The 23,308-nt window shown below is 62.1% G+C and carries 20 protein-coding genes; 12 read left to right on the forward strand and 8 right to left on the reverse strand.

Annotation, left to right across the window (positions count from 1 at the left end):
* Nucleotides 1–6: 6 nt before the first annotated feature.
* From ACO08C_RS10885 to ACO08C_RS10915, 7 genes are all read left to right on the forward strand, one after another.
* Nucleotides 7–2,097, forward strand: a complete 2,091-nt coding sequence (locus tag ACO08C_RS10885; protein ID WP_421785572.1) for a M13 family metallopeptidase — start codon at nt 7–9, stop codon at nt 2,095–2,097.
* A gap of 217 nt (nt 2,098–2,314) precedes the next feature.
* Nucleotides 2,315–5,623 (forward strand): S8 family peptidase, encoded by a 3,309-nt coding sequence (locus ACO08C_RS10890; RefSeq protein ID WP_421785573.1) that lies wholly within the window; start codon nt 2,315–2,317, stop codon nt 5,621–5,623.
* 106 nt (nt 5,624–5,729) lie between these two features.
* The gene (locus tag ACO08C_RS10895; protein WP_421785574.1) at nt 5,730–7,835 is read left to right on the forward strand and encodes a M13 family metallopeptidase; all 2,106 of its coding nucleotides are present in this window, start codon (nt 5,730–5,732) and stop codon (nt 7,833–7,835) included.
* Nucleotides 7,836–7,984: 149 nt separating this feature from the next.
* Nucleotides 7,985–8,533 carry a hypothetical protein gene (locus tag ACO08C_RS10900; protein ID WP_421785575.1) on the forward strand — a complete coding sequence of 183 codons (549 nt, stop codon included), beginning with the start codon at nt 7,985–7,987 and terminating at the stop codon, nt 8,531–8,533.
* A 91-nt stretch (nt 8,534–8,624) separates the two neighbouring features.
* Nucleotides 8,625–9,677, forward strand: coding sequence for a dTDP-glucose 4,6-dehydratase (gene rfbB, locus ACO08C_RS10905; protein WP_421785576.1), 1,053 nt, complete (start codon nt 8,625–8,627; stop codon nt 9,675–9,677).
* Nucleotides 9,674–10,558 carry a glucose-1-phosphate thymidylyltransferase RfbA gene (gene rfbA / locus ACO08C_RS10910; RefSeq protein ID WP_421785577.1) on the forward strand — a complete coding sequence of 295 codons (885 nt, stop codon included), beginning with the start codon at nt 9,674–9,676 and terminating at the stop codon, nt 10,556–10,558. The genes rfbB and rfbA overlap by 4 nt, the downstream gene beginning before the upstream one ends.
* Nucleotides 10,559–10,647: 89 nt before the next feature.
* On the forward strand, nt 10,648–11,439 hold the full coding sequence (locus ACO08C_RS10915) for a sulfite exporter TauE/SafE family protein (RefSeq protein ID WP_421785578.1): 792 nt from the start codon (nt 10,648–10,650) through the stop codon (nt 11,437–11,439).
* Here ACO08C_RS10915 and ACO08C_RS10920 read toward each other — a convergent pair.
* The 6 genes from ACO08C_RS10920 to ACO08C_RS10945 form a co-directional block, all read right to left on the reverse strand.
* Entirely contained in the window at nt 11,436–12,467 is a 1,032-nt protein-coding gene (locus tag ACO08C_RS10920; protein WP_421785579.1) for an NAD-dependent epimerase/dehydratase family protein, read from the reverse strand. The two genes, ACO08C_RS10915 and ACO08C_RS10920, sit on opposite strands and share 4 nt — an antisense overlap.
* A gap of 24 nt (nt 12,468–12,491) precedes the next feature.
* Complete coding sequence (locus ACO08C_RS10925) at nt 12,492–13,724, reverse strand: ABC transporter permease (RefSeq protein WP_421785580.1); 1,233 nt, start codon at nt 13,722–13,724, stop codon at nt 12,492–12,494.
* Complete coding sequence (locus ACO08C_RS10930) at nt 13,721–14,404, reverse strand: ABC transporter ATP-binding protein (protein WP_421785581.1); 684 nt, start codon at nt 14,402–14,404, stop codon at nt 13,721–13,723. The genes ACO08C_RS10925 and ACO08C_RS10930 overlap by 4 nt, the downstream gene beginning before the upstream one ends.
* A complete protein-coding gene (locus ACO08C_RS10935) occupies nt 14,401–15,909 on the reverse strand; it encodes an efflux RND transporter periplasmic adaptor subunit (protein ID WP_421785582.1) in 1,509 nt (502 codons plus the stop codon). Before ACO08C_RS10935 ends, ACO08C_RS10930 begins: the two co-directional genes overlap by 4 nt.
* A gap of 181 nt (nt 15,910–16,090) precedes the next feature.
* The gene (locus ACO08C_RS10940) at nt 16,091–17,590 is read right to left on the reverse strand and encodes a glycosyltransferase (RefSeq protein ID WP_421785583.1); all 1,500 of its coding nucleotides are present in this window, start codon (nt 17,588–17,590) and stop codon (nt 16,091–16,093) included.
* A gap of 114 nt (nt 17,591–17,704) precedes the next feature.
* Nucleotides 17,705–18,190 (reverse strand): SixA phosphatase family protein, encoded by a 486-nt coding sequence (locus tag ACO08C_RS10945; RefSeq protein WP_421785584.1) that lies wholly within the window; start codon nt 18,188–18,190, stop codon nt 17,705–17,707.
* 167 nt (nt 18,191–18,357) lie between these two features.
* Here ACO08C_RS10945 and ACO08C_RS10950 point away from each other — a divergent pair, with 167 nt between their 5' ends.
* The 5 genes from ACO08C_RS10950 (at nt 18,358) to ACO08C_RS10970 (ending at nt 21,287) form a co-directional block, all read left to right on the forward strand.
* Nucleotides 18,358–19,815 (forward strand): amidohydrolase family protein, encoded by a 1,458-nt coding sequence (locus ACO08C_RS10950; protein WP_421785585.1) that lies wholly within the window; start codon nt 18,358–18,360, stop codon nt 19,813–19,815.
* A 1-nt stretch (nt 19,816) separates the two neighbouring features.
* Nucleotides 19,817–20,062: a hypothetical protein gene (locus tag ACO08C_RS10955; protein WP_421785586.1), complete on the forward strand. Its 246-nt coding sequence runs from the start codon at nt 19,817–19,819 to the stop codon at nt 20,060–20,062.
* Nucleotides 20,062–20,316, forward strand: coding sequence for a hypothetical protein (locus tag ACO08C_RS10960; protein WP_421785587.1), 255 nt, complete (start codon nt 20,062–20,064; stop codon nt 20,314–20,316). The genes ACO08C_RS10955 and ACO08C_RS10960 overlap by 1 nt, the downstream gene beginning before the upstream one ends.
* A gap of 153 nt (nt 20,317–20,469) precedes the next feature.
* A complete protein-coding gene (locus ACO08C_RS10965; protein WP_421785588.1) occupies nt 20,470–21,096 on the forward strand; it encodes a hypothetical protein in 627 nt (208 codons plus the stop codon).
* Entirely contained in the window at nt 21,093–21,287 is a 195-nt protein-coding gene (locus ACO08C_RS10970) for a helix-turn-helix transcriptional regulator (RefSeq protein WP_421785589.1), read from the forward strand. The genes ACO08C_RS10965 and ACO08C_RS10970 overlap by 4 nt, the downstream gene beginning before the upstream one ends.
* On the opposite strand, the gene ACO08C_RS10975 is transcribed toward ACO08C_RS10970, so the two are convergent.
* Both ACO08C_RS10975 and ACO08C_RS10980 read right to left on the reverse strand, forming a co-directional pair.
* The gene (locus ACO08C_RS10975; protein ID WP_421785590.1) at nt 21,284–22,387 is read right to left on the reverse strand and encodes an ABC transporter permease; all 1,104 of its coding nucleotides are present in this window, start codon (nt 22,385–22,387) and stop codon (nt 21,284–21,286) included. The genes ACO08C_RS10970 and ACO08C_RS10975 overlap by 4 nt on opposite strands.
* On the reverse strand, nt 22,384–23,307 hold the full coding sequence (locus ACO08C_RS10980; protein WP_421785591.1) for an ABC transporter ATP-binding protein: 924 nt from the start codon (nt 23,305–23,307) through the stop codon (nt 22,384–22,386). Before ACO08C_RS10980 ends, ACO08C_RS10975 begins: the two co-directional genes overlap by 4 nt.
* Between the last annotated feature and the right edge of the window lies 1 nt (nt 23,308).

Consider the following 23,308-nt stretch of genomic DNA (forward strand, 5'->3'; position numbering starts at 1 on the left):
CGAAACATGAGAAAATTGTTATTGGGAAGCGCCTGCCTTGTGCTGCTGGCAGCGTGCAGCCAGCCGGCGGATGAGACCACAAATGACCCGAACGGTTCGGAAACTGCGAGCCGCGAAACCGCAACGGAAATGGCCTCGGCCGATATCGGCGAATGGGGCTTTGACCTGGAGGGCATGGATCGGTCGGTCGAACCGGGCGACGATTTCTTCCGCTACGCCAACGGCGAATGGCTCGACGAGACCGAAATTCCGTCCGATCTGTCGAATTACGGCATGTTCACCGAGCTGGCGCTTGAAGCCGAGCAGGATGTCCAGAACATCATTCTCGAACTGTCCGAGGCGGGCGGCGCGGATGGCTCGGTCGAGCAACAGGTCGGTGATCTCTATGCCAGCTGGATGGACACAGAGGCCCTGAACGCACGCGGCCTGGAAGCGATTCAGCCGATCCTCGCCGACATCGAGGCGATCGACAGCCATGAAGGCTTCGCCACCTTGTTTGCCACCGTGCACAGCCCGGCCCTATATGGCGTCGGCATCATTCCTGATCCGGCAGACACCACCCGCTATACCGTGTTCGTGGGTCAGGACGGGCTGGGCATGCCCGACCGCGATTTCTACCTGTCCGAAGGCGATCGGTTCGATCAGTACCGCGAGGCCTACGAGACTTATATCGCGCAACTTTTCGATCTGGCCGGCTATGACAATGGTGCTGCGCGGGCCGGCGAGATCATGGCTCTGGAAACGCGGATCGCTGAAGTCCACTGGACCCAGGAGCAGAGCCGCAACATCCAGGCGATCTACAATCCGATGCCGATGGATCAGCTGGCTGCGTTGGCCCCGCAATTCAATTTCGAGGCGGGCATGACCGCACTCGGCCTCGACGGCGTGGCCACCTATCTGGTGGCGCAGCCCAGCGCAATCGAAGGTGCGGCAACGATCTTCGCCGAGACACCGGTTGATGTGCTGCGCGACTACATGCTGTTCCAGACGCTGAATGCCAATACGAATGCGTTGCCGCTGGCTTTCGACGAAGCCAGTTTCGAATTCTTCGGCCGGACGCTCAATGGCACCGAGGAGCAGCGGCCGCGCGACCGCCGCGGGGTGAACCTTGTCGGCGGTGTGCTCGGGGAAGCGGTCGGTCAGGTCTATGTCGACCGCCATTTCCCGCCGGAATCGAAAGAGGAAATGGAAGCGTTGGTTGCCAATCTGACCGCCGCTTTCGAGGAGCGTCTGGATAACCTTGCCTGGATGGACGAGGAAACACGTGAGCAGGCGCTTCTGAAACTGTCGACTTTCGAGCCGCGGATCGGATATCCCGATGAGTGGACCGACTATTCGGAGCTCGAAATCCGCGCCGACGACCTGTTCGGAAATCTCCGGCGGATCACCGAGTTTAACTGGAACGAACAGGTTCAGGACCTGGGCGGGCCGGTGGATCGCGGCGAGTGGCCCTATCCGCCGCAAACGGTGAATGCGTCCTACAATCCGCTGATGAACCAGATCACCTTCCCGGCCGGCATTCTGCAAGCGCCGTTCTTCGACCGTCATGCCGATGCGGCGATCAATTACGGGGCCATCGGTGCCGTGATCGGCCACGAGATCGGTCATGGCTTCGACGATCAGGGCCGTGAGTTCGACGAGGCCGGCCGGATCCGCAATTGGTGGTCGGAAGACACCAATGCGGCATTCCTCGAACGCGCAGGCGTGTTGGGCAGCCAGTATGACACCTATTGCCCGCTGGAAGGCGAATGCGTGAACGGCACGTTCACGATGGGCGAGAATATCGGCGACCTGGGCGGCGTGCAGATGGCCTATTCCGCCTATCAGCGCCATCTCGATGCCTGCTGTGACGGCGAGGCCGAAGTGATCGACGGATTTACCGGCGATCAGCGCTTCTTCCTGGCCTGGGCGCAGGTCTGGCGGCGGCTGTACCGCGAGGACAATCTGCGTCAGCGGCTGGTGACCGATCCGCACAGCCCGTCGCAATACCGGACCAATGGCGTGGTGCGGAATCTCGACGCCTGGTACGAAGCCTTCAACGTGCAGGAAGACGATCTGCTCTACCTGCCGCCGGAAGAGCGCGTGCGTATCTGGTAGTCGCCGCGATCGGCTCTAATAAGGAAAGGCCCGGGCTAGTACTTGCCCGGGCTTTTTCTTTTTTTGTTGAAGTTCCGGCGCTCTGCGGCGTTAATCACTCTGCATGAAGCGGGGGAAATACATGAATTTGTTTCGGTGCATATTAGCCGGTGCGATCCTGGCAATTAGCCTCTCGGTCTCGTCGATTGCACAGCATTCAAATGCGATGCTTCCGGACATGTCAGCCGACCTCCGGTCCGCCCTCGCGGAACGCGAACGGGTTCGCGTGATTGTCGAGTTTGATATTCCGCAACTCGACTTTGAGTCTTCCGACGGTTTTGATCGCGAGGCACGGATCGCGCAGATGGATGCCTCGCGCGATGCCATCATCGCCCGTGCGATCGGCATCTCCGCGGACGTCTTGGCCGCCGCACCGGTCTCTGTTGACCGCCCCTCCATCAGCCATGAATACCGCTATACGCCCGCGGCCGCGATGTATCTGGATGCCGGCGAGATCGCGGCGCTGCTGCGCGACCCCAGTGTGCGCCGCGTGGTGCTCGACCAGGTCAGCCGGCCCATGCTCGATACTTCGATCGGCCTGGTGGGCGCGGCCGACCTCCACACCGCCGGACTGACCGGGCAGGGGGTGTCCGTTGCCATCGTCGATACGGGCGTCGATCACCAGCATCCCATGGTGTCCGGGCAGATCATCGAGTCGGTCTGCTTCTCCACGCCGGATCCGGCCCGGCAGGTGACCGGGTTCTGTCCCAATGGTCAGGCCAGTGACATTGCCTCTGCCGAGGCGGGTGATGATTGCCAGGAATATTCCGCCGATCCGGTCCGTGGCGCCATTGGCTGCGGCCATGGCACGCATGTGGCCGGCATTGCGGCCGGGCGTGACTTCCAGAATCCAGACAACCCGGCGCAGACGATCCGTGGCGTAGCGCCCGGCGCCGACATCGTGGCGGTCCAGGTCTTTCAGCGGTTCGACAATGCGGAAGCCTGCGGGCCGCAACGCGCCCCGGTTTGCGCGCTGGCCGCCAACAGTGACCAGCTGGCAGCGCTTGAATGGCTCTACGACAACAGGGCGGCGTTGAACCTCGCTGCGATCAATATGAGCCTCGGTGGTGGTCAGTACCGCTCGGCGTGCGACCAGCAATTGATCACGCCGATCATCCGCCAATTGCGCGCTGTCGGGATTGCGACCGCGATCGCCAGCGGCAATGCGAGCTATCCGGATACGATCGGTGCGCCGGCCTGCATCACCCCGGCGGTCACGGTTGGCTCGTCGACGGACACGGACACGCTCTCGGCGTTCTCCAATACCGGATACCTGATCGATCTGCTGGCGCCGGGGACGCAAATCCTTTCGGCGCGGGGGACGGCCAATGACGGTGGAGCGGCGGGCGCGGTTGCCTTCAACGGCACCTCAATGGCGACGCCGCACGTGGCAGGTGCCTTCACACTGCTGCGTGCGGCTCATCCGAATGCCAGTGTTGATGAAATTGAAAACGCGCTGGAGAGTACCGGCCGCAATATTGCGCATCGGCGCTCCGGATTTCAGGCGCCGAGAATCCGCGTTGACAGCGCGCATGCGCTCTTGTCGGCACACGGAAGCGGCCGGATCGGCACGCTGGAAGTGACGCCGCTCCTGGCTTTCGACAGCCTGGTCTCGTCACGCGACCCGTTCACCTCCTTCGGACCAACGCATACGCTGACCAATACCGGCACCGCTGCGGTTCGATGGTCGGCGCGGTCGGACGCGCCCTGGATACGGTTCGCCGAGGAGGCGATTTCCAACAACGACATCGCGGACCGCTCCGTTCCTATGTTGAATGGCACCATCCCTCCTGGTGAATCGAAACGCATTTTCGTGTTCGCGAACGGGGCTGGCATGGCGCCAGGCGCCTATCAGTCATTTTACGAGATCGACTCGCAAGAGGCGAGCGGGCAACTCCTGGTGGCCGCGCGCCTTTCGATCGTCGCGCCGCCGCTAAACGATCATTTTGCCGACGCGGCCCCGATCGTTCTGCCGCTTAACGGGCTGTCGTTTGACAGTGTTGGCGCGAGCGTGGAATCCGGCGAGCCGGTGCATGGTCCCGCCGGCAGTGGTTCGTCGGTGTGGTTCCGTTGGACCTCCAACGTCTCCGGCAACGTCTTTGTCCATGTTGAGGGACGTGATTTTTCACCGGTAGTGGCCGCCTATACCGGCCAGTCGGTGTCCGCCCTGACACCGGTGGTTCCCACCGACAGCCTCGGCAATACGGGGATCGCATTCAATGCTGTCGCCGGGACCACCTATCACTTCGCGGTCGCGGGAGAGAATGGCGCGACCGGTCACGCTGTCATTGTGTTGGATGCCAACCTGCCGCCCTCCAATGATGATGCGGAGGCCGCACAGGCGATCTCCGGCGGCCAAGGCCGGGTCACGGGCTATAACATTGCGGCCACACGGGACGATCACGAGCCGCCGGACTATGGCGGACATTCGGTCTGGTACGCCTGGACCGCGCCGCAATCCGGACTGGTTTTCTTCGAGGCCTCCGTGGCCACGTTTACACCGCTTCTGACCCCTTATGATTCCTCGGAAAACCCGGTCGCGGACACGAGTGCCAATGCGGTCGCGTTCCAAGCCCAGGCCGGGCAGGTCTATTATGTCTCGGTCAACGGGCTGAATGGCGGCCAAGGCGTGTTCAAGTTCGCCTGGGTCATGACCGAAAATCCGAGTCAGCTGGCGGCATCGGTTCTGCCGACCGTCCGGACCGGCCGTGTCGGCGATGCCATGACCGCGTTTGCCACGCTGATCAATCCAGCCCGGTCGGGCGTTGCGGGCGAGAATTGCCGGGTCGAGGTGCCGCCCGGCTTCCAGGGAACGCTGACCTACCAGGCGACGGATCCGGCCACCAATGCCCTGACGGGCGCGCCGAATATGCCGGTCACCATCCCGGCCGGCAGCGCGCAAAGCTTTTTGTTCGCGTTGACGCCATCCGTCCCGCTGGCGCAGACCATGCTGCGGCCGATCTTCGTTTGCGACAACATCGCCGCGGCGGCGCCGGTAGAGAATGTGAACACCTTCCGTTTTCAAGCCGACGGTTATCGCAATGTCGATATCGCCGCGGTCGCGGCCACGATCGGCAATACAGGCTTCGTCGATGTGCCCCTCAATCGTGCAACCGCGTTCTCGATGGCGATGCAGAACCAGGGCGCCGATCTGATCGACGGGCGCATTCTGGTGTTCGTGAACGGCAATCGCGTGCATGAGCCGGATGGCACGGTCGTTCCGGTCAGCGACGATATGCCGATCATTGTGGAGGCTTGCGAAACCGATCCGGCGACCGGACAATGCGCCACGCCGCGCACCAATGCGCGCCAGCATTTCGATCTGGCCTCAGGGCAGACACGGACCTTCACCATCTTCCTGCGGGGGCAGGGTCGGGACGTCGCCGCGGCGCCGGCGCAGAACCGGATTTCCGTGTTTCTTGTCGATGCCGACGATAACATTTATGGCGGCACCAGTGTGGCCGTGCGGACGGTCGCGGATCCCTGATAATCCGGCGCCGAGCGGCGTGAGAGTTCAAAAATGACAGCATTGTCAGTTGAGCGGCGCGCTTTGCGGGCTAGTTTCGTATGCTGAATTTTTTGGGGAGCTGATTGTGATCAAGAAGATTTTGCTGGCGAGCACCTGTTTTGCCCTGGTGGCGGCCTGCAGCCCGGGTGGTGAGGTTGCCGACGAAACCGCCGATGAGGCTGCGGAAGCGGGTTCGTCCGCTGCAGAAAATGGTTCTGAAGCATCGGGCGGCGGTGAAGCCGTTCTCGGTGAGTGGGGTGTTGAAACGCAACACGTTTCCGGCGCCATCGATCCGGGCGATGACTTTTTCCGCTATGTCAATGATGGCTGGCTGGAAACGGCTGAATTTCCGCCCGGTTTTTCGAGCCTGAACGCGTTCACCGAGCTGTTTCTGGAAACCGAGCAGCGCGTGCAGGATATCATCCGCGAAGCGTCTGAAGCCGATGCGGAGCCGGGTTCGCCAGAATATCAGATCGGGGTGATGTATAATGATTACCTCAACATCGATCGCATCGAAGAGCTGGGCCTGTCGCCGCTGCAGGACAATATCGACGCCATCCTGGCTTCTGAGTCCCGTGAAGACATCGCCCGATGGTTTGGCCGTCCGTCGCAAATGTCGATGTTCTCGCTCGGCGTGACGATCGACCCGGGCGATCCGACCCGTTATGTGATTTCCACCGGCCAGTCGGGCCTGGGTCTGCCGAACCGGGATTACTATCTGCGCGATGACGAGCCCTTCCCCGGGCACCGGGCAGCCTATGTCGATTACATGGCAGGTCTCTTTGACCGGTCGGGGATCGAAAACGGCCGCGAGCGCGCCGAAGCCATCCTGGCACTGGAAACCGCGATCGCCGATATCCACTGGACCCGGGCCGAGGCGCGTGACCGGATTGCCAACTACAATCTGATGACCGTCGATGAGCTCGCCGAGTTTGCGCCGGGCTTTGATTGGCAGGCCTTCCTCGAGGAAGAGGCCGTTGGCGATCAGGAAGAGATCATCGTCAACACGGATACGGCCGTGCAGGCGCTTGCCGGGCTGTTCGCAGAGACATCCGTCGAGACGCTCCGGTCCTATCTGGCGTTCCATTACATCGACAATCACACGTCGATGCTGCCGGCCGAGTATGATGACGCGTCGTTTGCGTTCTACGGTCAGCGCCTGAACGGCACGGAAGAGCAGCGGCCGCGCGAGCTGCGGGCCGTGCAGTATGTGAACGGGAATCTGGGCGAGCTGATCGGCCAAGTTTATGTCGAACAGCATTTCCCGCCGGAGTATCGCGACCAGATGACCGAGCTGGTCGAGTATCTCCGCCGCGCCTTTGCGGATCGGCTGGAAACGCTGGAATGGATGGATGACGATACGCGCGCGGAAGCGTTTGCCAAGCTCGAAGCCTTCATTCCGAAAATCGGTTATCCGACGCAGTGGCGCGACTATTCGACCATTGAAATGGAACCCGGCCAGCTGATCGCCAATTCGCATGCCGTGCGTGATTGGGGCCGGGCCGACTCGCGTTCGCGGCTCGGTGGTCCGATCCGCACCTGGGCCTGGTTCATGAGCCCGCAGACGGTGAATGCTTACTACTCACCGCAGCGCAATGAGATCGTCTTCCCGGCCGCGATCCTGCAGCCGCCCTTTTTCGATCCGAACGCCGATGCGGCGGTCAATTTCGGCGCCATTGGCGGCGTGATCGGGCACGAGATGGGCCATGGTTTCGACGATCAGGGCAGCCGCTCCGACGGCACCGGCCTGCAACGCAATTGGTGGACGGAATTTGCGCGTAACGAGTTCGAGAGCCGGACCTCGGTTCTGGAAGAACAGTATAACGCGTTCTGCCCAATCGAAGGCGATTGCGTGCGTGGCAATCAGACCATGGGCGAAAACATTGGCGACCTTGGCGGCCTGTCGATCGCGCTGCATGCCTACCGCATGTATCTGGACGATCATGGCGGCGGTGAGGTGATTAACGGGTTCACGCCCGAGCAGCGCTTCTTCATGGCCTGGGCGCAGGTCTGGCGCGGCATCCGCACGGAAGACTCGATGCGGAACCGCCTGCTGTCGGGCGTTCACAGCCCGAACCAGTACCGGACCAATGGAGTCGTCCGCAATATGGACGCCTGGTATGAGGCGTTCAGCGTGACCGAGGACGACGATCTTTACCTGCCGCCCGAGCAACGGGTAAGCATCTGGTAGAGTATCGACGCCTTTCGTTGAATTTGAGGCCCGGCCCAGTGCCGGGCCTCATTTTTTGGCTCGCGCAAATGTGATGCCGAAATCGCCGGAATTTTTACAGTGTGGCGCAATTTCCTGCTGTGATACCGGCTGCAAACGGAGGATCGAGCATGAAGCTGGTAACGGCACTAATCACGGTCTGTGTATTGTCGGCGGCACCGGCGCTGGCGCAGGACAGCACATCCGGACCTCCACAATGGTATCGCGACCATATTGTCTTCATGACGCGCGATGGCGGCCATTGGCAGGCGCCGAACGCCGAGTATTCCGAGAGCAATCCCTACACGCACTATGGCATCCGCTGGACGGTCATGCCCGGACAAAGCGGTATGACCGGGCGGCTTTTCGGGGTGCGCGAAGACGGTGGCGAAGACGAGTTCTGGCAGTTTCGCGAATTCTGGGATACCGGGCGCCATGAGGCGCGGGTGTTCCAATGGGGTCTCGGCGGGGCCGTCGGAGAGGGCGAGATGATCCGCTATGGTGACCGCTTCAGCACAATCCGGCAGACCTTTTCCTGGCCCAACGGTGCGCGGACCGAGGGCGGTCATATTGTCCGGACGCCGGACGATGCGACCTATATCGCCGAACAATACCGGGTGAATGACCAGACCGCGCAGTGGGAATTCGAACACGCGCTGACCTTCCGGCGCACGAACTAAGGCCCCGGAATGCCATGCAGTCGTGTGGTCGGCGGTTGCGTTTCCCGCCAAGGCCTGTTTTCTGCCTCTACACGAAGGGGGTGGCGCGCAGATGCGGGTTCTCGTCACAGGTGGATGCGGTTTCATCGGGTCGGCACTGGTCCGGCGGCTGGTGTCCGACGGGCATGATGTCCTGAATATTGACGCCATGACCTATGCCGGAGATGCTCGCGCCGTGGCGTCGGTCGCCGACTCCGGTCGCTATCACTTCCTGCAGGCCGACATCGCCAATCCCAATGCGGTCGGGAGAGCTTTCCGCGATTTCAATCCGGAGCGCCTGTTTCATCTCGCAGCCGAGAGCCATGTCGACCGGTCCATCGATGGGCCCGGCGTGTTCGTACAGACCAATCTGGTGGGCACTTCGGTCCTGCTGGAGGCCGCGCTAGCGTATTGGCGGGGGCTTTCGGACCCGGACAGCTTCCGCTTCGTGCATGTCTCGACCGACGAAGTCTATGGCAGCCTTGCGGCGAGCGATCCCGCCTTCACCGAAGACACGCCTTATGCGCCGAACAGCCCCTATGCCGCTTCAAAAGCCGGCGCCGACCATCTGGTACGGGCCTGGGTCGAAACCTATGAGCTGCCGGCGCTCATCACCAATTGCTCGAACAATTACGGACCGTTTCAACATCCCGAAAAACTGATCCCGACGGTTATCAGGACCGCGCTCTCGGGCGATGGCATCCCGGTCTATGGCCAAGGCGAAAACATCCGGGACTGGCTGTTTGTGGAAGACCATGTGGACGGCCTCCTGGCCGCTGGCGCAAAAGGGCGCACCGGCCGAAAGTATAATTTTGGCGGCAATGCCGAGCGTGCGAATATCGATCTCGTTCGCGCGGTGTGCGCGCTGCTCGATGCGCGGCGTCCGGGACGTGCGCCCTACGCAGAGCAGATCCGGTTCGTCACGGACCGGCCGGGACATGATCTACGATATGCGGTCGATGCGCGGCGCGCGCAGTCCGAACTCGGCTGGTCTCCACGCCTGACATTTGATGAGGGCCTTGCGGCGACGGTCGACTGGTATCTTGCACATCCCGAATGGCTGTCACGGGATGCGGACGGGATGTCGCGGCTTGGCCTGGCGCGGACGGCAGGAGGCCAGCCATGACGAAGAGCTGGAAAGGCTTGATCCTGGCCGGTGGTACCGGCAGCCGCCTGTATCCGCTGACCCATGCGGTGAACAAGCACCTATTGCCGGTGTTCGACAAGCCGATGATCTATTATCCGCTGACGACGTTAATGCTCGGCGGAATCCGCGATTTTGTCATCGTGTCGAGTCCAGAAGCATTGCCGCAGATCAAAGCATTGCTGGGCGATGGCGAGCGTTGGGGGCTGACCTTCACCTATGTGGCGCAGGACAAGCCGGGGGGCATCGCCGAAGGCTTCCGTGTCGCCGCCAACGAGCTGGCGGGTCACAATGTGGCGCTGATCCTCGGCGACAATATTTTCTATGGCGACGGATTGTCGAAGCGTATCCAGGAAGCGGCCAAACAGGGCGCGGGCGCGACCATTTTCGGCTATGAGGTCGCGGATCCGTCATCCTTTGGCGTGGTTGAGCTCGCGGCGGATGGCACGGCGCTTTCGCTTGAGGAAAAACCGAAGAAACCGAAGTCCAAATGGGCGGTCCCCGGCATCTATTTCTACGATCAGGACGTGGTTGATGTCGCCTGGAATCTGAAGCCGTCCCGCCGCGGCGAGCTTGAGATCACCGACGTCAACCGGGTATATCTGGAGCGCGGCGCGCTGCACGTGAAGACCATCGGTCGCGGCGTGGCATGGCTTGATGGCGGCACACATGCCGACCTTTTCGAGGCCGGCCAGTTCATCAAAGTGGTTGAGGAGCGGACAGGCCTCAAAGTCGCCTGCCCGGAAGAAATCGCCTTCCGGATGGGCTTCATCGATCATGACGGTCTGGCCGAACTCGTCGACGACAGTCCAAAAACCGAGTACCAGAAGTATCTGAAAGACTTGCTGAATCGAAGCCGCTAGTGTTGCGGCTCGTCGGGGGAGGCGAGATGGCAGGCCCGCTCATCGGAACTATGACCTATCCACGGTCCATGCGGCCGGTGCGATAGCCCATGCTGCAGGACCTGCTCTCGGTCATGTCCGGAAGCCTTGTCGGCTTCATTCTCGGCCTGATCGGCGGCGGCGGTTCGATCCTTGCCGTGCCGCTGCTCTTCTACGTCGTGCGCGTGGGCAGTGAACACCTGGCGATCGGAACCGGTGCGCTCGCCGTCGCCGCGAGCGCGTTGTTCAATCTCATGACCCATGCCCGGGCGGGCAATGTGCGTTGGCAATGCGCGCTGGTATTTGCCGCAGCCGGCGTGGCGGGCGCATTTGCCGGCGCCGCGATCGGAAAGCGGGTGGATGGCGAATTGCTGCTCGGCCTGTTCGGCGTGCTGATGATAGCGGTCGGGCTGCTGATGCTTCGAAAACGCAGCGGCGGCAATACGGAAGTCCGCCTGACCTGGCGCCTGGTGCCGCGGCTGGCAGCGTCGGGCTTTGCCGTTGGCGGCTTGTCAGGCTTTTTCGGCATTGGCGGCGGTTTCCTGATCGTGCCGGGCCTGATCGTTTCGACCGCCATGCCACTGATCAATGCGATCGGCTCTTCGCTGGTGTCGGTTACCGCGTTTGGCAGCGCAACCGCAGCCAGCTACGCGTTGTCGGGCCTTGTCGTCTGGCGCGTCGCGATCCTGTTCATTCTCGGCGGCGCTTTGGGCGGCATTGCCGGCAGTTGGGCTTCGCAAGCGCTCTCGGAAAAGAAACAGGCGCTCAACTATGTCTTTTCCGGTGTCGTGATCTCGGTCGGCGTCATGATTGCGTTCGACGGCCTGCGTGATCTCTACGCATTGATGAACGGCGCGGGCTAGCGCGGCGGTTCGACGATCCCGTATTCGATGAGCGATTCCGCCGCCGCGATCACGGCTTCGCGCGCGGGACGGAAGGCGATTCCCGTCTTTTCCGTGACGTAAGCGGTTTTGGCGTTTCGGCGGCGCCCGAGATCGGACGTAACCGAACGCAGTGAGCGATCGAAAAAGGCCAGGAAGCGGACCAGCCAGGCCGGCAGTTCGCCGGTCGGTATCTTCTTTTTGAAGGCCGGGAAGGCTTCGCGCAAAATCAACGCGGTTTCCCTCATGGAGACGGTATCGGCGGCTGCCAGCAAGCGCAGACCTGCCGTGTTAGGTGAGTCCATTGCCGCGACGTGAAGCGCTGCCAGATCGCGGACATCGACGGTCGGGAAGCAGATCGGCGGCGACGCCGGATAAGCGGCTTTCATCAACAATTCGACGACAGAGAGCGAGGTGCCGATGCGCTCATCCAAAGCCGGGCCGAGCACAAGGCCGGGATTAATGACGGTGGCCCGGTCGCGCGCGCCGCGTTCGTCGAGCAGTTTCCAGAGCGCCTGTTCCGCCCTTGTTTTCGAAACGATGTAGGGAGAAATTGCAGACCATTCCGGATCCGACCAGTCGTCCGGGCCGGCTTCGAAATTGCCTTTGAATTTCGGGTGATACATCACCGCCGCCAGCGAAGAGGTCACAACAATCCGTTTTACGCCTGCATCGAGAGCCGCCGTGGTGACGCGCAGAACGCCTTCGCGCGCAGCGGGCACGAGCGCTTCGCGATCGCGCGGCTGTTCCAAAGGAAAGGGCGAAGCGAGATGCTGGACATAGTCGCAACCGGCCACTGCCTCGCCCCATCCGGCATCGTCCGTGAGATCGGCTTCCACGAAACTGATCTTGCTGTGATCGGCGCCATGGCGCACCAGCGTGTCCTTGACCGGACCGGCTTTTGACGCGTCGCGAACCGTGCCGACGACATCATGACCGGCCTGCAGCAATTGAAGTGCTACATGCTTGGCGATGAAGCCGCTGATGCCGGTGATCAGAACTCTTGCCATTCGACCATCCCCCGATTGAGCAGCTTATTCGAACCGCAATGCCTCGATGGGATCAAGCCTTGACGCGCGATGGGCGGGATAAAATCCGAAAAACACGCCGACGAAAGCCGAAGCGCCGATGGCGATCAGGGCGACCGTCGGCTGGATCTGGATCGGGAACTGGTCCAGCGAGTCGATATAGGCGGCAGCGCCGATGCCGATGGCCAGTCCGATCAGGCCGCCGGTGAAGCAAAGCACGACGCTCTCGATCAGGAACTGGTTACGGATGTCACTGCGCTTGGCCCCAACGGCCAGGCGCAGTCCGATTTCGCGTGTCCTTTCAGTGGTCGAGACCAACATGATATTCATGATGCCAATACCGCCAACGAGGAGCGAGATTACGGCGGCGGCGGCCAATAGCAGGCCGAGCTGATTTTCGGTTTCGTTTCGCGCGCGGATGAATTCTCCCAGATTGCGGACATCGAAATCGTCTTCCGCGCCGGGCTGGATGTTGCGGCGGATCCGCATCAGATCCTCAATGTCGGCGGTGACGATCTCCGGGTCTGCGGCTGGCGAAATTTCAGCATAGATGGTGAACACCGGATCGCGGACGCCAAGCTGGTATCCCAGGATGCGGTCGCGGGCGGTCGAAACCGGCACGAAAACGGTATCGTCCTGATCCGTTCCCCAACTGGACTGGCCCTTTTCGCTCATCACGCCGATGACTTCCATCGGCGTCGACCCGACGCGCACGATCTGGCCGATCGGATCGGAGGCGCCAAACAATTCGTTGACCACGGTTTGCCCCAGCACGATGACGCGAGCGCCGGACTCGACCTCCTCGGCATAGAAGGGGCGGCCGCTTTGCGGGAACCAGTCACGCGTTTCGAAATAGGCGGCATGCACGCCTTGTACGCGCGTGGTCCAGTTATCGCCTTCAACCACCAACGCCGTATTGCCGGAAATCTCTCCGGACACGCCGGTCACGCCGTCGATTTCATTCGCGAGCGCTTCCACATCCTCGTCGTTGAGGAAGGTCGCGGTTCCAGCGCCGCCGCGGCGGCCACCAAAGGCACTCGATCCCGGCCGGATAATCAAAAGATTGGCGCCGAACGAGGCGATCCGCTCTTCCATGGCCTGCTTGGCCCCGTCGGTGACGGACACCATGGCGATGACCGCGGCAACCCCGATGACCACACCGAGCATGGCGAGGGCGGAGCGCAGGGCGTTTACGCGCAAGGCGATCAGGGCGACGCGGATGGCTGAAAACAGGTTCATTGACGGTCCTCCACGATCCGGCCGTCCCGAAACAGGATCTGCCGCCGGGCGTGGTTGGCGACTTCGGCCTCGTGTGTGACCAGAATGATCGTCATGCCGTCGCGGTTCAACCGGTCGAAGATTGACAGGATCTCCTCGGACGTCTGGGTGTCGAGCGCGCCTGTGGGCTCATCGGCCAGCAGGATTGCCGGATCATTCACAAGCGCTCGCGCAATGGCGACACGTTGTTGCTGTCCGCCCGACAGCTGTGAGGGATGGTGTCCCATCCGGTCTCCGAGTCCGACCTGTTTGAGCCGGGCTTGCGCCCGTTCTCGCCGTTCAGCGGCGGCCAGTCCGGAGTAGATCAAAGGCAGGGCCGCGTTTTCAACGGCGCTGGTTCGCGGCAGCAAGTTGAATTGCTGGAAGACAAAACCGACGCGCTGGCCGCGAAAGGCGGCGAGCTCATCCGGTTTCAGCCCTTCCAGCCTCTGGCCGTCGATTTCCAGCGTGCCGGACGTCGGACGGTCGAGCGCGCCGACCATGTTCATGAAGGTCGACTTCCCCGATCCGGACGGGCCCATGATGGCGACGTAATCTCCGCGCTCGATGTCGGCGGTGACGCCGCGAAGGGCGTTCACGACATTATCGCCCATCGCGTATACGCGAGTCAGGTCACGGCAGCGGATCAGCGTTTCACTCATCCGGCAGACATGCGCGCGCGGGTCACGACCGCTTCGCCTTCTTCAAGTTGACCAGCCAGAACCTCGGTTCGCCGGCTATCGCCGACGCCGATCCGCAATCGGCGCTCTTCGAGCCTGCCGTCCCCGGTCTCGATCCAGACGCTGGCGGGCCGCGATTCTGCGTTCTCGGCCTGCATTTCCCGGTATCGGGCCATTTGTTCCGGGGTAAGAACGCCGCGCAGCGCATTCGCCATCAACTGATTCATCGCAGCGCGGTCCGGGCGCTGCCCGCCGGCCTGCATCTGACTTTGCATTTGCGAAAAGGCGGTGCGGATGGCTTGCTGCGCATCCTGACGCTGGCTGTCGGTGAGGTCCAATTCGCTGGCGAGCCTGTCCATCATGCCACCACCGCTGCGTCCACCGGGCCCGCCCCGTTGACCTCGACCCGCTTCCGGTGCGGGAGCCGGTTGCGCGATGGATTCCAGTGCTCCGGACGGGCGAAAACGCAAGGCGCTGTTGGGAACGGTCAGCACATCGTCGCGCTGGCCTGTGACAATGTCGATATTGGCCGTCATACCCGGCAATAAGCGTTGTCCGGGGTTTTCCGCGGTGATTACGACAGTGTAGGTGACGACATTCGCCTGGTTCGTCGCCGCGAGCCGCACCTGATCAACGCGGCCCTCATATTCCTGACCGGGGAAGGCATCGACGCTGAATGTGGCGCGCTGGTTTTCGCGGATCTGACCGATATCGCTCTCATCGACCTGGGCGTCGATCTGGATGACGGACAAGTCCTGGGCGATCGTGAAGAGAACCGGAGCCGAAAGGCTTGCGGCAACGGTTTGCCCGATATCGACGGCGCGGTTGATGACGACGCCATCGATCGGCGATCGGATCACCGTGCGCTCCAGATCGATCCGCGCGCCGGCGAGCGTGGCCTCGCGTTGCTGGAGCGTGGCGCGGGCATTCTGAATCTGGGCTTGCGCCACGGCGCGCTCGGAGCGTGCCGATTCCAGCGCCGCTTCGGCCGCCTCGAACGCGGCGTCCGAGGCAATTCCGCGTTCCCGCAGGTTTTCAATCCGCGAGAATTCTTCTTCGGCAACCCGGAGATTGGCGTTGACGCGTTGCAGTCCGGCCTGTTGCAGCGACACTTGTGCCTGAGCTGTAGCGACGGCGGCTTCTGCTTCGCTGACACGTGTTTCGAAGGTTTGGGGGTCGATCCGCGCAATCACCTGGCCGGATTCAACCGGCGAATTGAAATCGACGTTCAGTTCTGCGATCTGGCCGGATAATTGCGAACCGACCTCGACCGTAACCCGGGCGCGCACCGAGCCGGTTGCCGCGACCGACCGGCGGATGTCGGCAATCTCGGCGGGTTCGGATTCGATGGTGAGTTCACCAGCCGGTTCAGATCGGCCCAGCACATACCAGGCCGCCACAATCAGGACTATCACGGCGATTGCGCCGCCGATCCACCATCTATTCATCCGAACCGCCCCGGTCTTTCCACGAACAACGCTGTTCATGGCCTGTCCCCGTCGTATTTGACGCAGGCGGGACGGACTTCAAGTGAATATACGTTCAGGCATCAGATACCGAAGCGATCGCGAAAACGTCCGCCGGTCTCAATACCGACAAAGGAAAGGAGGTGTGCCACCAGCAGGAGGTTCCAGAATCCCAGCGTGATGGCAAGCAAGGTCCAGGGTATCAGGCGCGGACCTTTTTCCGGGTCCGGTTCACCGCGTGTGCGAAGTGCGCAGAAGATGAAGGCCGCAATCGAGATGACCTGGAGGATAATGGTGAGGGTGAGAGACATTGCGGTCCTTCGGCGCGGCTGAAGCCGTGCTCGGTTTTGGCCCAGAAGAACGGCCGGAATTTCAATTCCGCCATCGCAATGATGGCGGCAAATGTCTGTAATGGCCAATAAAGTGGCAAACGCAAGAGGTCTGTTCCCCGCGTGCGCAATCCGGCTCGCCGAATGGCAACCGCACAGCACACCATGTTCGCGGCATAGCCGCATGCCAGCAAGCCTAGCGCGGCTCCAGGCGACCCCGACGCACCGCCGATTGCCAGCAGCAGGCTCCAGAACACGGCGGGGATATGCAGCACGGCCGACATGATGGCCGCGCCCAGGGTGAGACAAAGACCCAACGTGGCCGACGGCGGGAGCTGCCGCGGACGGCGCAGGTGAACGGCCATGGTCTGCAGATAGCCCTTCAGCCATCGGGATCGTTGCGCGGTCCAGCGGCCGATCGTTTCCGGCGCTTCTTCCAGTGTGGGCGGTGCAATCACGTCGCAGCGGAATCCGAGCCCCGCCAGCCGGAATCCCAGATCGGCATCCTCGGTCACATTCCACGCATCCCAGCCGCCGGCGGCGTCTAAAGCGCTGCGCCGAATGTGGTTGCTCGTTCCGCCCAAGGGCAAGGCGATGCCCCATCGTGCTAGCAGGGGCAGGACGGCATGAAAGTGAACGGCGTATTCCAGCGCGAATTGCCGCGTCAGCGCGTTGTGCTGGTGATTATACCAGTTCAGCGGCGCCTGGACGCAACCGAGCAGGCCGTCTGCGGCGGCGAATGCGCCTACGGCGGACCGGATCTGCGAGGGGTGCGGCACATCCTCCGCATCATAAATCGTAACGATGTCGCCGCGGGCGAACAGCAATGCGTAGTTCAGGGCTCGCGGCTTGGTCCGCGGCGTGCCCGGCGGTACAAGGATCAGCTCGAAACGGCTGTCAAAAGCCAACTCCCGCGCTGCTGCGATGGTGTCCCGGTCATCCGCTTCCAAGACGATTTTGATGTCCAGGAGGCGTGGTGGGTAATCGATGGCAACCAAGGCGCGCATCAGTTGATCGAGAATGGCGGTTTCCCGGAAAACCGGAGCCAGTATCGTCACCACGGGCAATTCGCTTTCGGACACTTCCGCAACCGGCGCCCAGCGCGGCGGCAAAATCGCCGCGATCAGCCGGATGAAGATCAGCAACACAAAAATGACCGCCGCCAGCATCTGAACGATGATCCATGCTGAGCCGGGGTCCGCCAAAGCACAAATCGCAGAGGTAACCGCTATCAACCCCACCGCCCGGCACTGATTTGCGGTGACACCCGAGCGCGCCGATGCATCGGGATGAAGACGCGTAAGCTGGTTCGCGGCGCGGTCCGCGAGATCAGCGGCCAATCGATGCGGCGCCAGCCGCTCGACCGCGCGCATGCTTCGGCTGCGATCCGCCAGCGTGAGTGCATTCCCACCATCCATCGCCACCCCCGACGAAATGAGAATGCAACCTTAGCGACAAAAAATGCATTTGGCGAATCAGGGTTGTTTTCAGGCTTTCGGGTTGACAATCAGGTCGAGCGTCGGGTGTTCAAGCGAGGGTGTCGCCGAAGAGAAGACGGTCGCTGCGGATGTGGGATAGCCGTCGGGCATGTCCTGGAGGCGGCCGGCCCGTTCGGCGAGGTTCTGCGCCAGCACGCCAATTCCGGGATTGTGACCCACCAGCATCACGGCTTCTGCGCGCTCCAGCGCTTCGGTCGCCGCGCGCAGGAGCATGTCCGGGGAGGCGTGATAGAGCGCCATCGGATCCTCGAAGGCCGGGCTGCCAAGAACATCACGCATGGCGATGAAGGTTTGCAGGGTGCGCTGCGAGGGAGAGACCAGCGCTAGGCTGACGCTGACACGCGCATTATGCAGTGCGTCGGCGGTGTCGGCCGCATCATAACGGCCACGCGGCGTCAGGCCGCGTTCGAAATCATCGTCCGCATCCATCCGGTCAACGGCCTTGGCGTGGCGGACAAGGATCAGTCGTGGCATCAGCAAATCACTCCTGGCTCGCGCTTCTGAGTTTGCCGCCGGCCTCGCAAAAAGACCAGTTCCAGGCCTGATAATCCTGTTGATCCATCTCGTGCAGTAAAGGACGCTTGACGTAAAGCGAGCTTGTCATTATGTATGTCAAGGTAACTTAACAAAGGAGTGCTGTCATGCACCGCCACTTCCTCCTCTCAGCCGCGAGCGCGGCCCTGCTGACGGGTCTGAACGCGTGTGCCGACGCGCAGTCTCCGGCGCGCGCCGGCCAAGATCTCTATTTCGGATTTACGCGGCTCGATCCTGACGCCCGCACCATTACGCCCGACAGCTACGTGGTTGCCGCGGACGGCAACATCGTCGAAATCGGCGCCGGCCAAGTGCCAACGGGAGAATTCGCAAACAGGATCGATCTAACCGGTACTTATGGACTTCCCGGATTCGTCGATGCCCATGCCCACATCACAGCCGGTCCACACAGTTTTCAGATGGTTGACGGTGCACCGCTCATCAGCATTGAGAGCTTTCCGCATATCACCGAATACCATGCACGGATGGCGCTTGCCTTCGGCGTCACCTCGGTGCGCAATCCGGGAGGCGATCCGGAAGCCAATGCCGACTATGACGCCCGCATTGCAAGCGGTGAATGGGCGGGTCCGGATGCGGTGCATGCCGGGGCTGTGATCCAGCCGCCGCCCATGGGTGGCAATGCCTTTGCCTATCCGCAGGGCCGCGAGGCCTGGATGGCGGAAGCCGAACGGCAGGCCGCCCTGGGCATGCGCTATTTCAAGCTCTATCACGGGCTCACAGAAGAAGAACTGGCCCTGGGTATCGAAGCCGCCCATGCGCATGGCATGGAGGCGATCGCGCATCTCGACCAGGTGAGTTGGCAAACGGCCGCCGATCTCGGTATTGACGCACTGTTGCACGGGTTGCCGACAAGTTCGGAACTGATCGAGCCGGAGCACCGCGAGGCATACATCGCGTCGCGCGGTCCGGATACGCGGTTCATGTATCGCTGGTTCGAGCTCGCCGATTTCGACGGGCCCATCCTGCAGCGGCTGATCGGCACCTTGGCGGAGCGGCAGATCGAGGTCGACCTGACACTGCTCGTCAACGCCATTGTCTACAGCGAAGACCCGTTCGCGGAATTCACGCCCGAATCCGACCTGCAGTATTTCCATCCCACGACGCTGGCCGCCGCGATGCAGTTCGCCGATCTCGGCCGCATGGGCTGGACGGATGACGATTATCACCGTGCGGAAGCTGCACAGGAAAACGTCTATGAATTCGTCCGCAGGCTTCACGCAGCCGGTGTGCCCTTGTTGATCGGTACGGACGGCAATGGTGGCGCGCCGAACTATGCGCTCGAGTTGTTGCAGCATGAAGCGGCCGGCCTTGAGCGTTGGGAGATTTTGCGGCTCGCGACATCTGCCTCCGCCGAGGGCATCGGGATGACCGGTACCGGGCGTCTGGCGGCCGGCCATGAAGCCGACATGGTCTTTCTCAATGCCAACCCGCTCGACGATCTGAACCATGCGCGCGACGTGCACACCGTCGTGACCAATGGCCATGCCTACACGTTCGAGGCGCTCACCGCGGCTCCGCCGCAATCCCAATCCTTGGAGGACTGACATGACGAAACTCATCCGAAAGGCCGCACTGGTGGTTGCCTTCCTCGCCTTCGGCGGCGCCTGGACCGGCGTGGTGATCACATACTTTTCGACGGACTCGATTGTCGCATTCACAATCGCCGTCACCATCGCCGCGCTGGCGACCGAGGTGCTGGTCTGGGCGCTGGCGATCATCGGCGGCTGGACGTTATTCGCCAACCGCCAGCGTCTCTGGAACCGCATCACCGGCCAACAAGGAGAAGTCTGATGAGTGATGGAACGACCTGCCCGCCCAAAAAGACCGGCCGGAAGTCCACACTTGTCGGCCTGTTCGCCACCATCGTTCTCACAGCGCTGACGGCTTTCGGATTGAACGCCACTGTCAGTCATCTGTTAGCGCTGAACGGCATTGCTGCGGACATTGTCCGACTGGGCATCACGCTTGGCGCTATCATTGCCGGAATCACGCTATTGCGTGCCTATCGACGCCGTCCGTTGGTGCAGTTTGACGGAGACCGTTGATGGATTTGATGCCGGAAGCGAGTTCGGCGCTGCCTCAAGCGAGGCGGCGCTATATCTGGCGCTCGTCATTGTCGGCGGCTGGATGCTGTTCGCGAACCGGGCGCGAATCTGGAAAAGACTGACTGGCAGGGCGACATAGGAGAGGAGCAAACCATGGAAAGCCCGGAGCACAATGAGGAAACGCGATCTGGCATGAGCCCATCGCTTAGCAGCGGTTTACGTTTGACCGGCTTGGTCGCCTTTGTCGGCGGCTCGATTTGGGCGGCTCACGCCTTTGCTTCGGGCGCGCCGCTTTGGACGGCCGCTGCGGCATTCACTACGCTTGCTGGCATGGTCGCCATGGCCGAAGGCATGCGCCGCGAGCTGATGGCGGGACGCACCAGGTTGACCACGCCCGAGCGCTCTCGCCTGCGCTATGATCAGTGGCATGGTTTCTGGGTTATCGGTTATGTCTTCAGCTTTGTGTTGGCCGTTAACGTCGCGCCAAGTCTGGAGAACCTGCTGGCAAAAAGTGCACTGATAGCGGTGCCGATGATCTTGTTAGTGGGCATGGTCAGCGAGTTCGTGCGGATGATCGTCAAAAGCGATGAACGTCAGCGCGCGCAACACATCACAGCCTCCGCCATAGGGGCGGGCACACTCGTCGTTTCGATCGCTGCCTGGGGAACGCTGGGCGAACTGATGGGCGGATGGCCAAGTCCGCCGGGCTGGACGCTGCTGCCGAGCTTTGCCATCGTCTATGCAATCGCACTATCGGTTTTGAATCGGGGCGAGACTTGAAAAACGATCTCAAGGCGCTGCGGGCCGACAAGGGCTGGAGCCAGGCCGGGCTGGCCGAGCGCCTTGACGTCTCGCGGCAGACCATCATCTCGATCGAGAACGGCAAATACGATCCATCATTGCCGCTGGCGTTCAAAATCGCGCGGCTGTTCGGCAAGCGGATCGAGCAGATCTTCGATGATGGCGCCTAGTCCAGAGTCCGCCGGTAGCGGGTGAGCGCCAGCGCGGCGATCACCGCAAAGAGAACTGCCAGTGGCCACAGCTCGGGCACCACATCTCCCAGCCCGGCATCTTTCAGCATGATCGCGCGCACCGCGCGGATGAAATGCGTGGTCGGAATGGCTTCACCGATGAATCGAGCCCAGGCCGGCATGCCGGAAAAGGGAAACATGAAGCCGGACAACAGGATGGACGGCAGAAAGACGAAGAAGGTCATCTGCATGGCCTGCATCTGGCTGCGGGCCAGCGTCGAGAACAGGAAGCCGAGCGACAGGTTGACCAGGATGAAAAGCGCGACGGCGAGAGCGAAGGCCCACGGGTCGCCCCAGAAGGGAACACCGAACAGGTACCGCGCCGCGAGCAGCATCAGCCCGACCTGCAGGGCGCCAACAAGAATGTAGGGTGCAATCTTTCCCGCCATCACCTCCAGGGGGCGGGTTGGCGTGGCGAGCAGCGTTTCGAGTGTGCCGCGTTCGGCTTCCTTGGTTATGGCCATCGAGGTCATCATTGCCATGGTCATGGTCAGAATGATGCCGAGCAATCCCGGCACGATGTTCATCGCCGTCTCCCCGGCGGGATTGTAGCGCCGGTGGATGACCGGATTGGCGGGTGAGGCCGATGCGCCATAGTCCGACAGGGCGCGCGCGATGATCTGCGGAAAGGCGCCCGCGCCGGCGCCGGCTGCGACAGGGTCGGAGGCATCGATGTCCAGCAGGATGTCCGGCCGATCTCCGCGCAACAGGTCGCGTTCGAAATCCGGTGGGACAACGAGGAGGAATGTGGCCTCATTGGTTCGAAGCGCCGCGTCTGCTTCGCCCGGTCCGATCATGCCTTCGATCTCGAAATAGTCGGAGTTTTCCATGGTTTCGAGAATGGCGCGGACGGCCGGTCCGTCGTCGCCCAGTTCGACAAGGGTCGGGAGGTGGCGCGGATCGGTGTTGATGGCGTAGCCGAACAGCAGCAGCTGCACGAGCGGTATGCCGATCATCATCGCGAAGGTCAGCCGGTCGCGCCGCATCTGGATGAATTCCTTCATCACGACGGCGAGGATGCGCGAGAGCGAGGCGTTCATGAGAAATTGTCCTCCGCCCCGGTCATCAGATAAATGAAGGCTTCTTCCAGCCCGGTCCTGGCTTCGCTGACGGAAATGCCGTCTCTTGCTGAGAACGGTTCCACAGCGCGGCGCAAGGCGTTGGCGTCCTTTCCGGATACGTGCATGGCCGAGCCGAAGCGGGCGATCTGCTCGACGCCCGTGGCGCCCTCAAGCGCATCCTGGATGGGTTGCAGCCCGCTGCCTTCAATGCGCCAGGTATGCAGCCCGACACGTTCTGCGATCTCGCCCGCCGGCGCATCGATCAGTTTCCGGCCATAGGCGATGTAGGCGATGAAATCGCACTGGACGGCCTCGTCCATGTAATGGGTGGAGACCAGCACCGTGACTCCCTGCTTTGCCAGCTTGCGGATCCGGTCCCAGAAATCACGGCGCGCCTTCGGATCGACGCCGGCCGTCGGTTCATCCAGCAGCAACAGCCCCGGGGCGTGTAGAGACGCGGCGGCCAGCGCTAGCCGCTGTTTCCAACCGCCGGACAGCGTGTCCGCCATCTGCCCGGCACGGGGTGCGAGGCCATATTCTTGCAGCGCAGCCTCGACCGTGTGCTTCGGCTTCGGCAAGGCGTGCAAGCGCGCCATGAAGTCGAGGTTCTCGCGCACCGTCAGGTCGCCATAAAGCGAAAATTTCTGTGTCATGTAGCCGACCCGCGACTTGATCTCGCGGGGCTGTGTCCGGATGTCGAGGCCCAGCGCCTCGCCGCCGCCGGCATCGGGTTTCAACAGGCCGCACATCAGCCGGATCGTCGTGGTCTTGCCCGAACCGTTCGGTCCGAGGAAGCCGTAGATCGCGCCCTTGGGAACCGTCATGGAGAAATTGTCGACGACGGTCTTTTCACCGAACCGCTTGGTCAGGCCCTCGACCCGGATCGCGACTTCGCTCATC

Origin of the sequence: Hyphobacterium sp., assembly GCF_965229905.1 — a bacterium.
Lineage (GTDB): Bacteria > Pseudomonadota > Alphaproteobacteria > Caulobacterales > Maricaulaceae > Hyphobacterium.

Excerpts from the sequence above, each read along its gene's own strand:
- ACO08C_RS10890 (WP_421785573.1), top strand. The coding sequence starts at position 2,315 with ATGTCAGCCGACCTCCGGTCCGCCCTCGCGGAACGCGAACGGGTTCGC.
- ACO08C_RS10935 (WP_421785582.1), bottom strand. The coding sequence starts at position 15,909 with ATGAACAGCGTTGTTCGTGGAAAGACCGGGGCGGTTCGGATGAATAGA.
- rfbA (WP_421785577.1), top strand. The coding sequence starts at position 9,674 with ATGACGAAGAGCTGGAAAGGCTTGATCCTGGCCGGTGGTACCGGCAGC.
- ACO08C_RS10920 (WP_421785579.1), bottom strand. The coding sequence starts at position 12,467 with ATGGCAAGAGTTCTGATCACCGGCATCAGCGGCTTCATCGCCAAGCAT.
- ACO08C_RS10965 (WP_421785588.1), top strand. The coding sequence starts at position 20,470 with ATGGAAAGCCCGGAGCACAATGAGGAAACGCGATCTGGCATGAGCCCA.
- ACO08C_RS10945 (WP_421785584.1), bottom strand. The coding sequence starts at position 18,190 with ATGCCACGACTGATCCTTGTCCGCCACGCCAAGGCCGTTGACCGGATG.
- ACO08C_RS10915 (WP_421785578.1), top strand. The coding sequence starts at position 10,648 with ATGCTGCAGGACCTGCTCTCGGTCATGTCCGGAAGCCTTGTCGGCTTC.
- ACO08C_RS10930 (WP_421785581.1), bottom strand. The coding sequence starts at position 14,404 with ATGAGTGAAACGCTGATCCGCTGCCGTGACCTGACTCGCGTATACGCG.
- ACO08C_RS10925 (WP_421785580.1), bottom strand. The coding sequence starts at position 13,724 with ATGAACCTGTTTTCAGCCATCCGCGTCGCCCTGATCGCCTTGCGCGTA.
- ACO08C_RS10955 (WP_421785586.1), top strand. The coding sequence starts at position 19,817 with ATGACGAAACTCATCCGAAAGGCCGCACTGGTGGTTGCCTTCCTCGCC.
- ACO08C_RS10885 (WP_421785572.1), top strand. The coding sequence starts at position 7 with ATGAGAAAATTGTTATTGGGAAGCGCCTGCCTTGTGCTGCTGGCAGCG.
- ACO08C_RS10950 (WP_421785585.1), top strand. The coding sequence starts at position 18,358 with ATGCACCGCCACTTCCTCCTCTCAGCCGCGAGCGCGGCCCTGCTGACG.
- ACO08C_RS10975 (WP_421785590.1), bottom strand. The coding sequence starts at position 22,387 with ATGAACGCCTCGCTCTCGCGCATCCTCGCCGTCGTGATGAAGGAATTC.
- rfbB (WP_421785576.1), top strand. The coding sequence starts at position 8,625 with ATGCGGGTTCTCGTCACAGGTGGATGCGGTTTCATCGGGTCGGCACTG.
- ACO08C_RS10960 (WP_421785587.1), top strand. The coding sequence starts at position 20,062 with ATGAGTGATGGAACGACCTGCCCGCCCAAAAAGACCGGCCGGAAGTCC.
- ACO08C_RS10940 (WP_421785583.1), bottom strand. The coding sequence starts at position 17,590 with ATGCGCGCGGTCGAGCGGCTGGCGCCGCATCGATTGGCCGCTGATCTC.
- ACO08C_RS10980 (WP_421785591.1), bottom strand. The coding sequence starts at position 23,307 with ATGAGCGAAGTCGCGATCCGGGTCGAGGGCCTGACCAAGCGGTTCGGT.
- ACO08C_RS10900 (WP_421785575.1), top strand. The coding sequence starts at position 7,985 with ATGAAGCTGGTAACGGCACTAATCACGGTCTGTGTATTGTCGGCGGCA.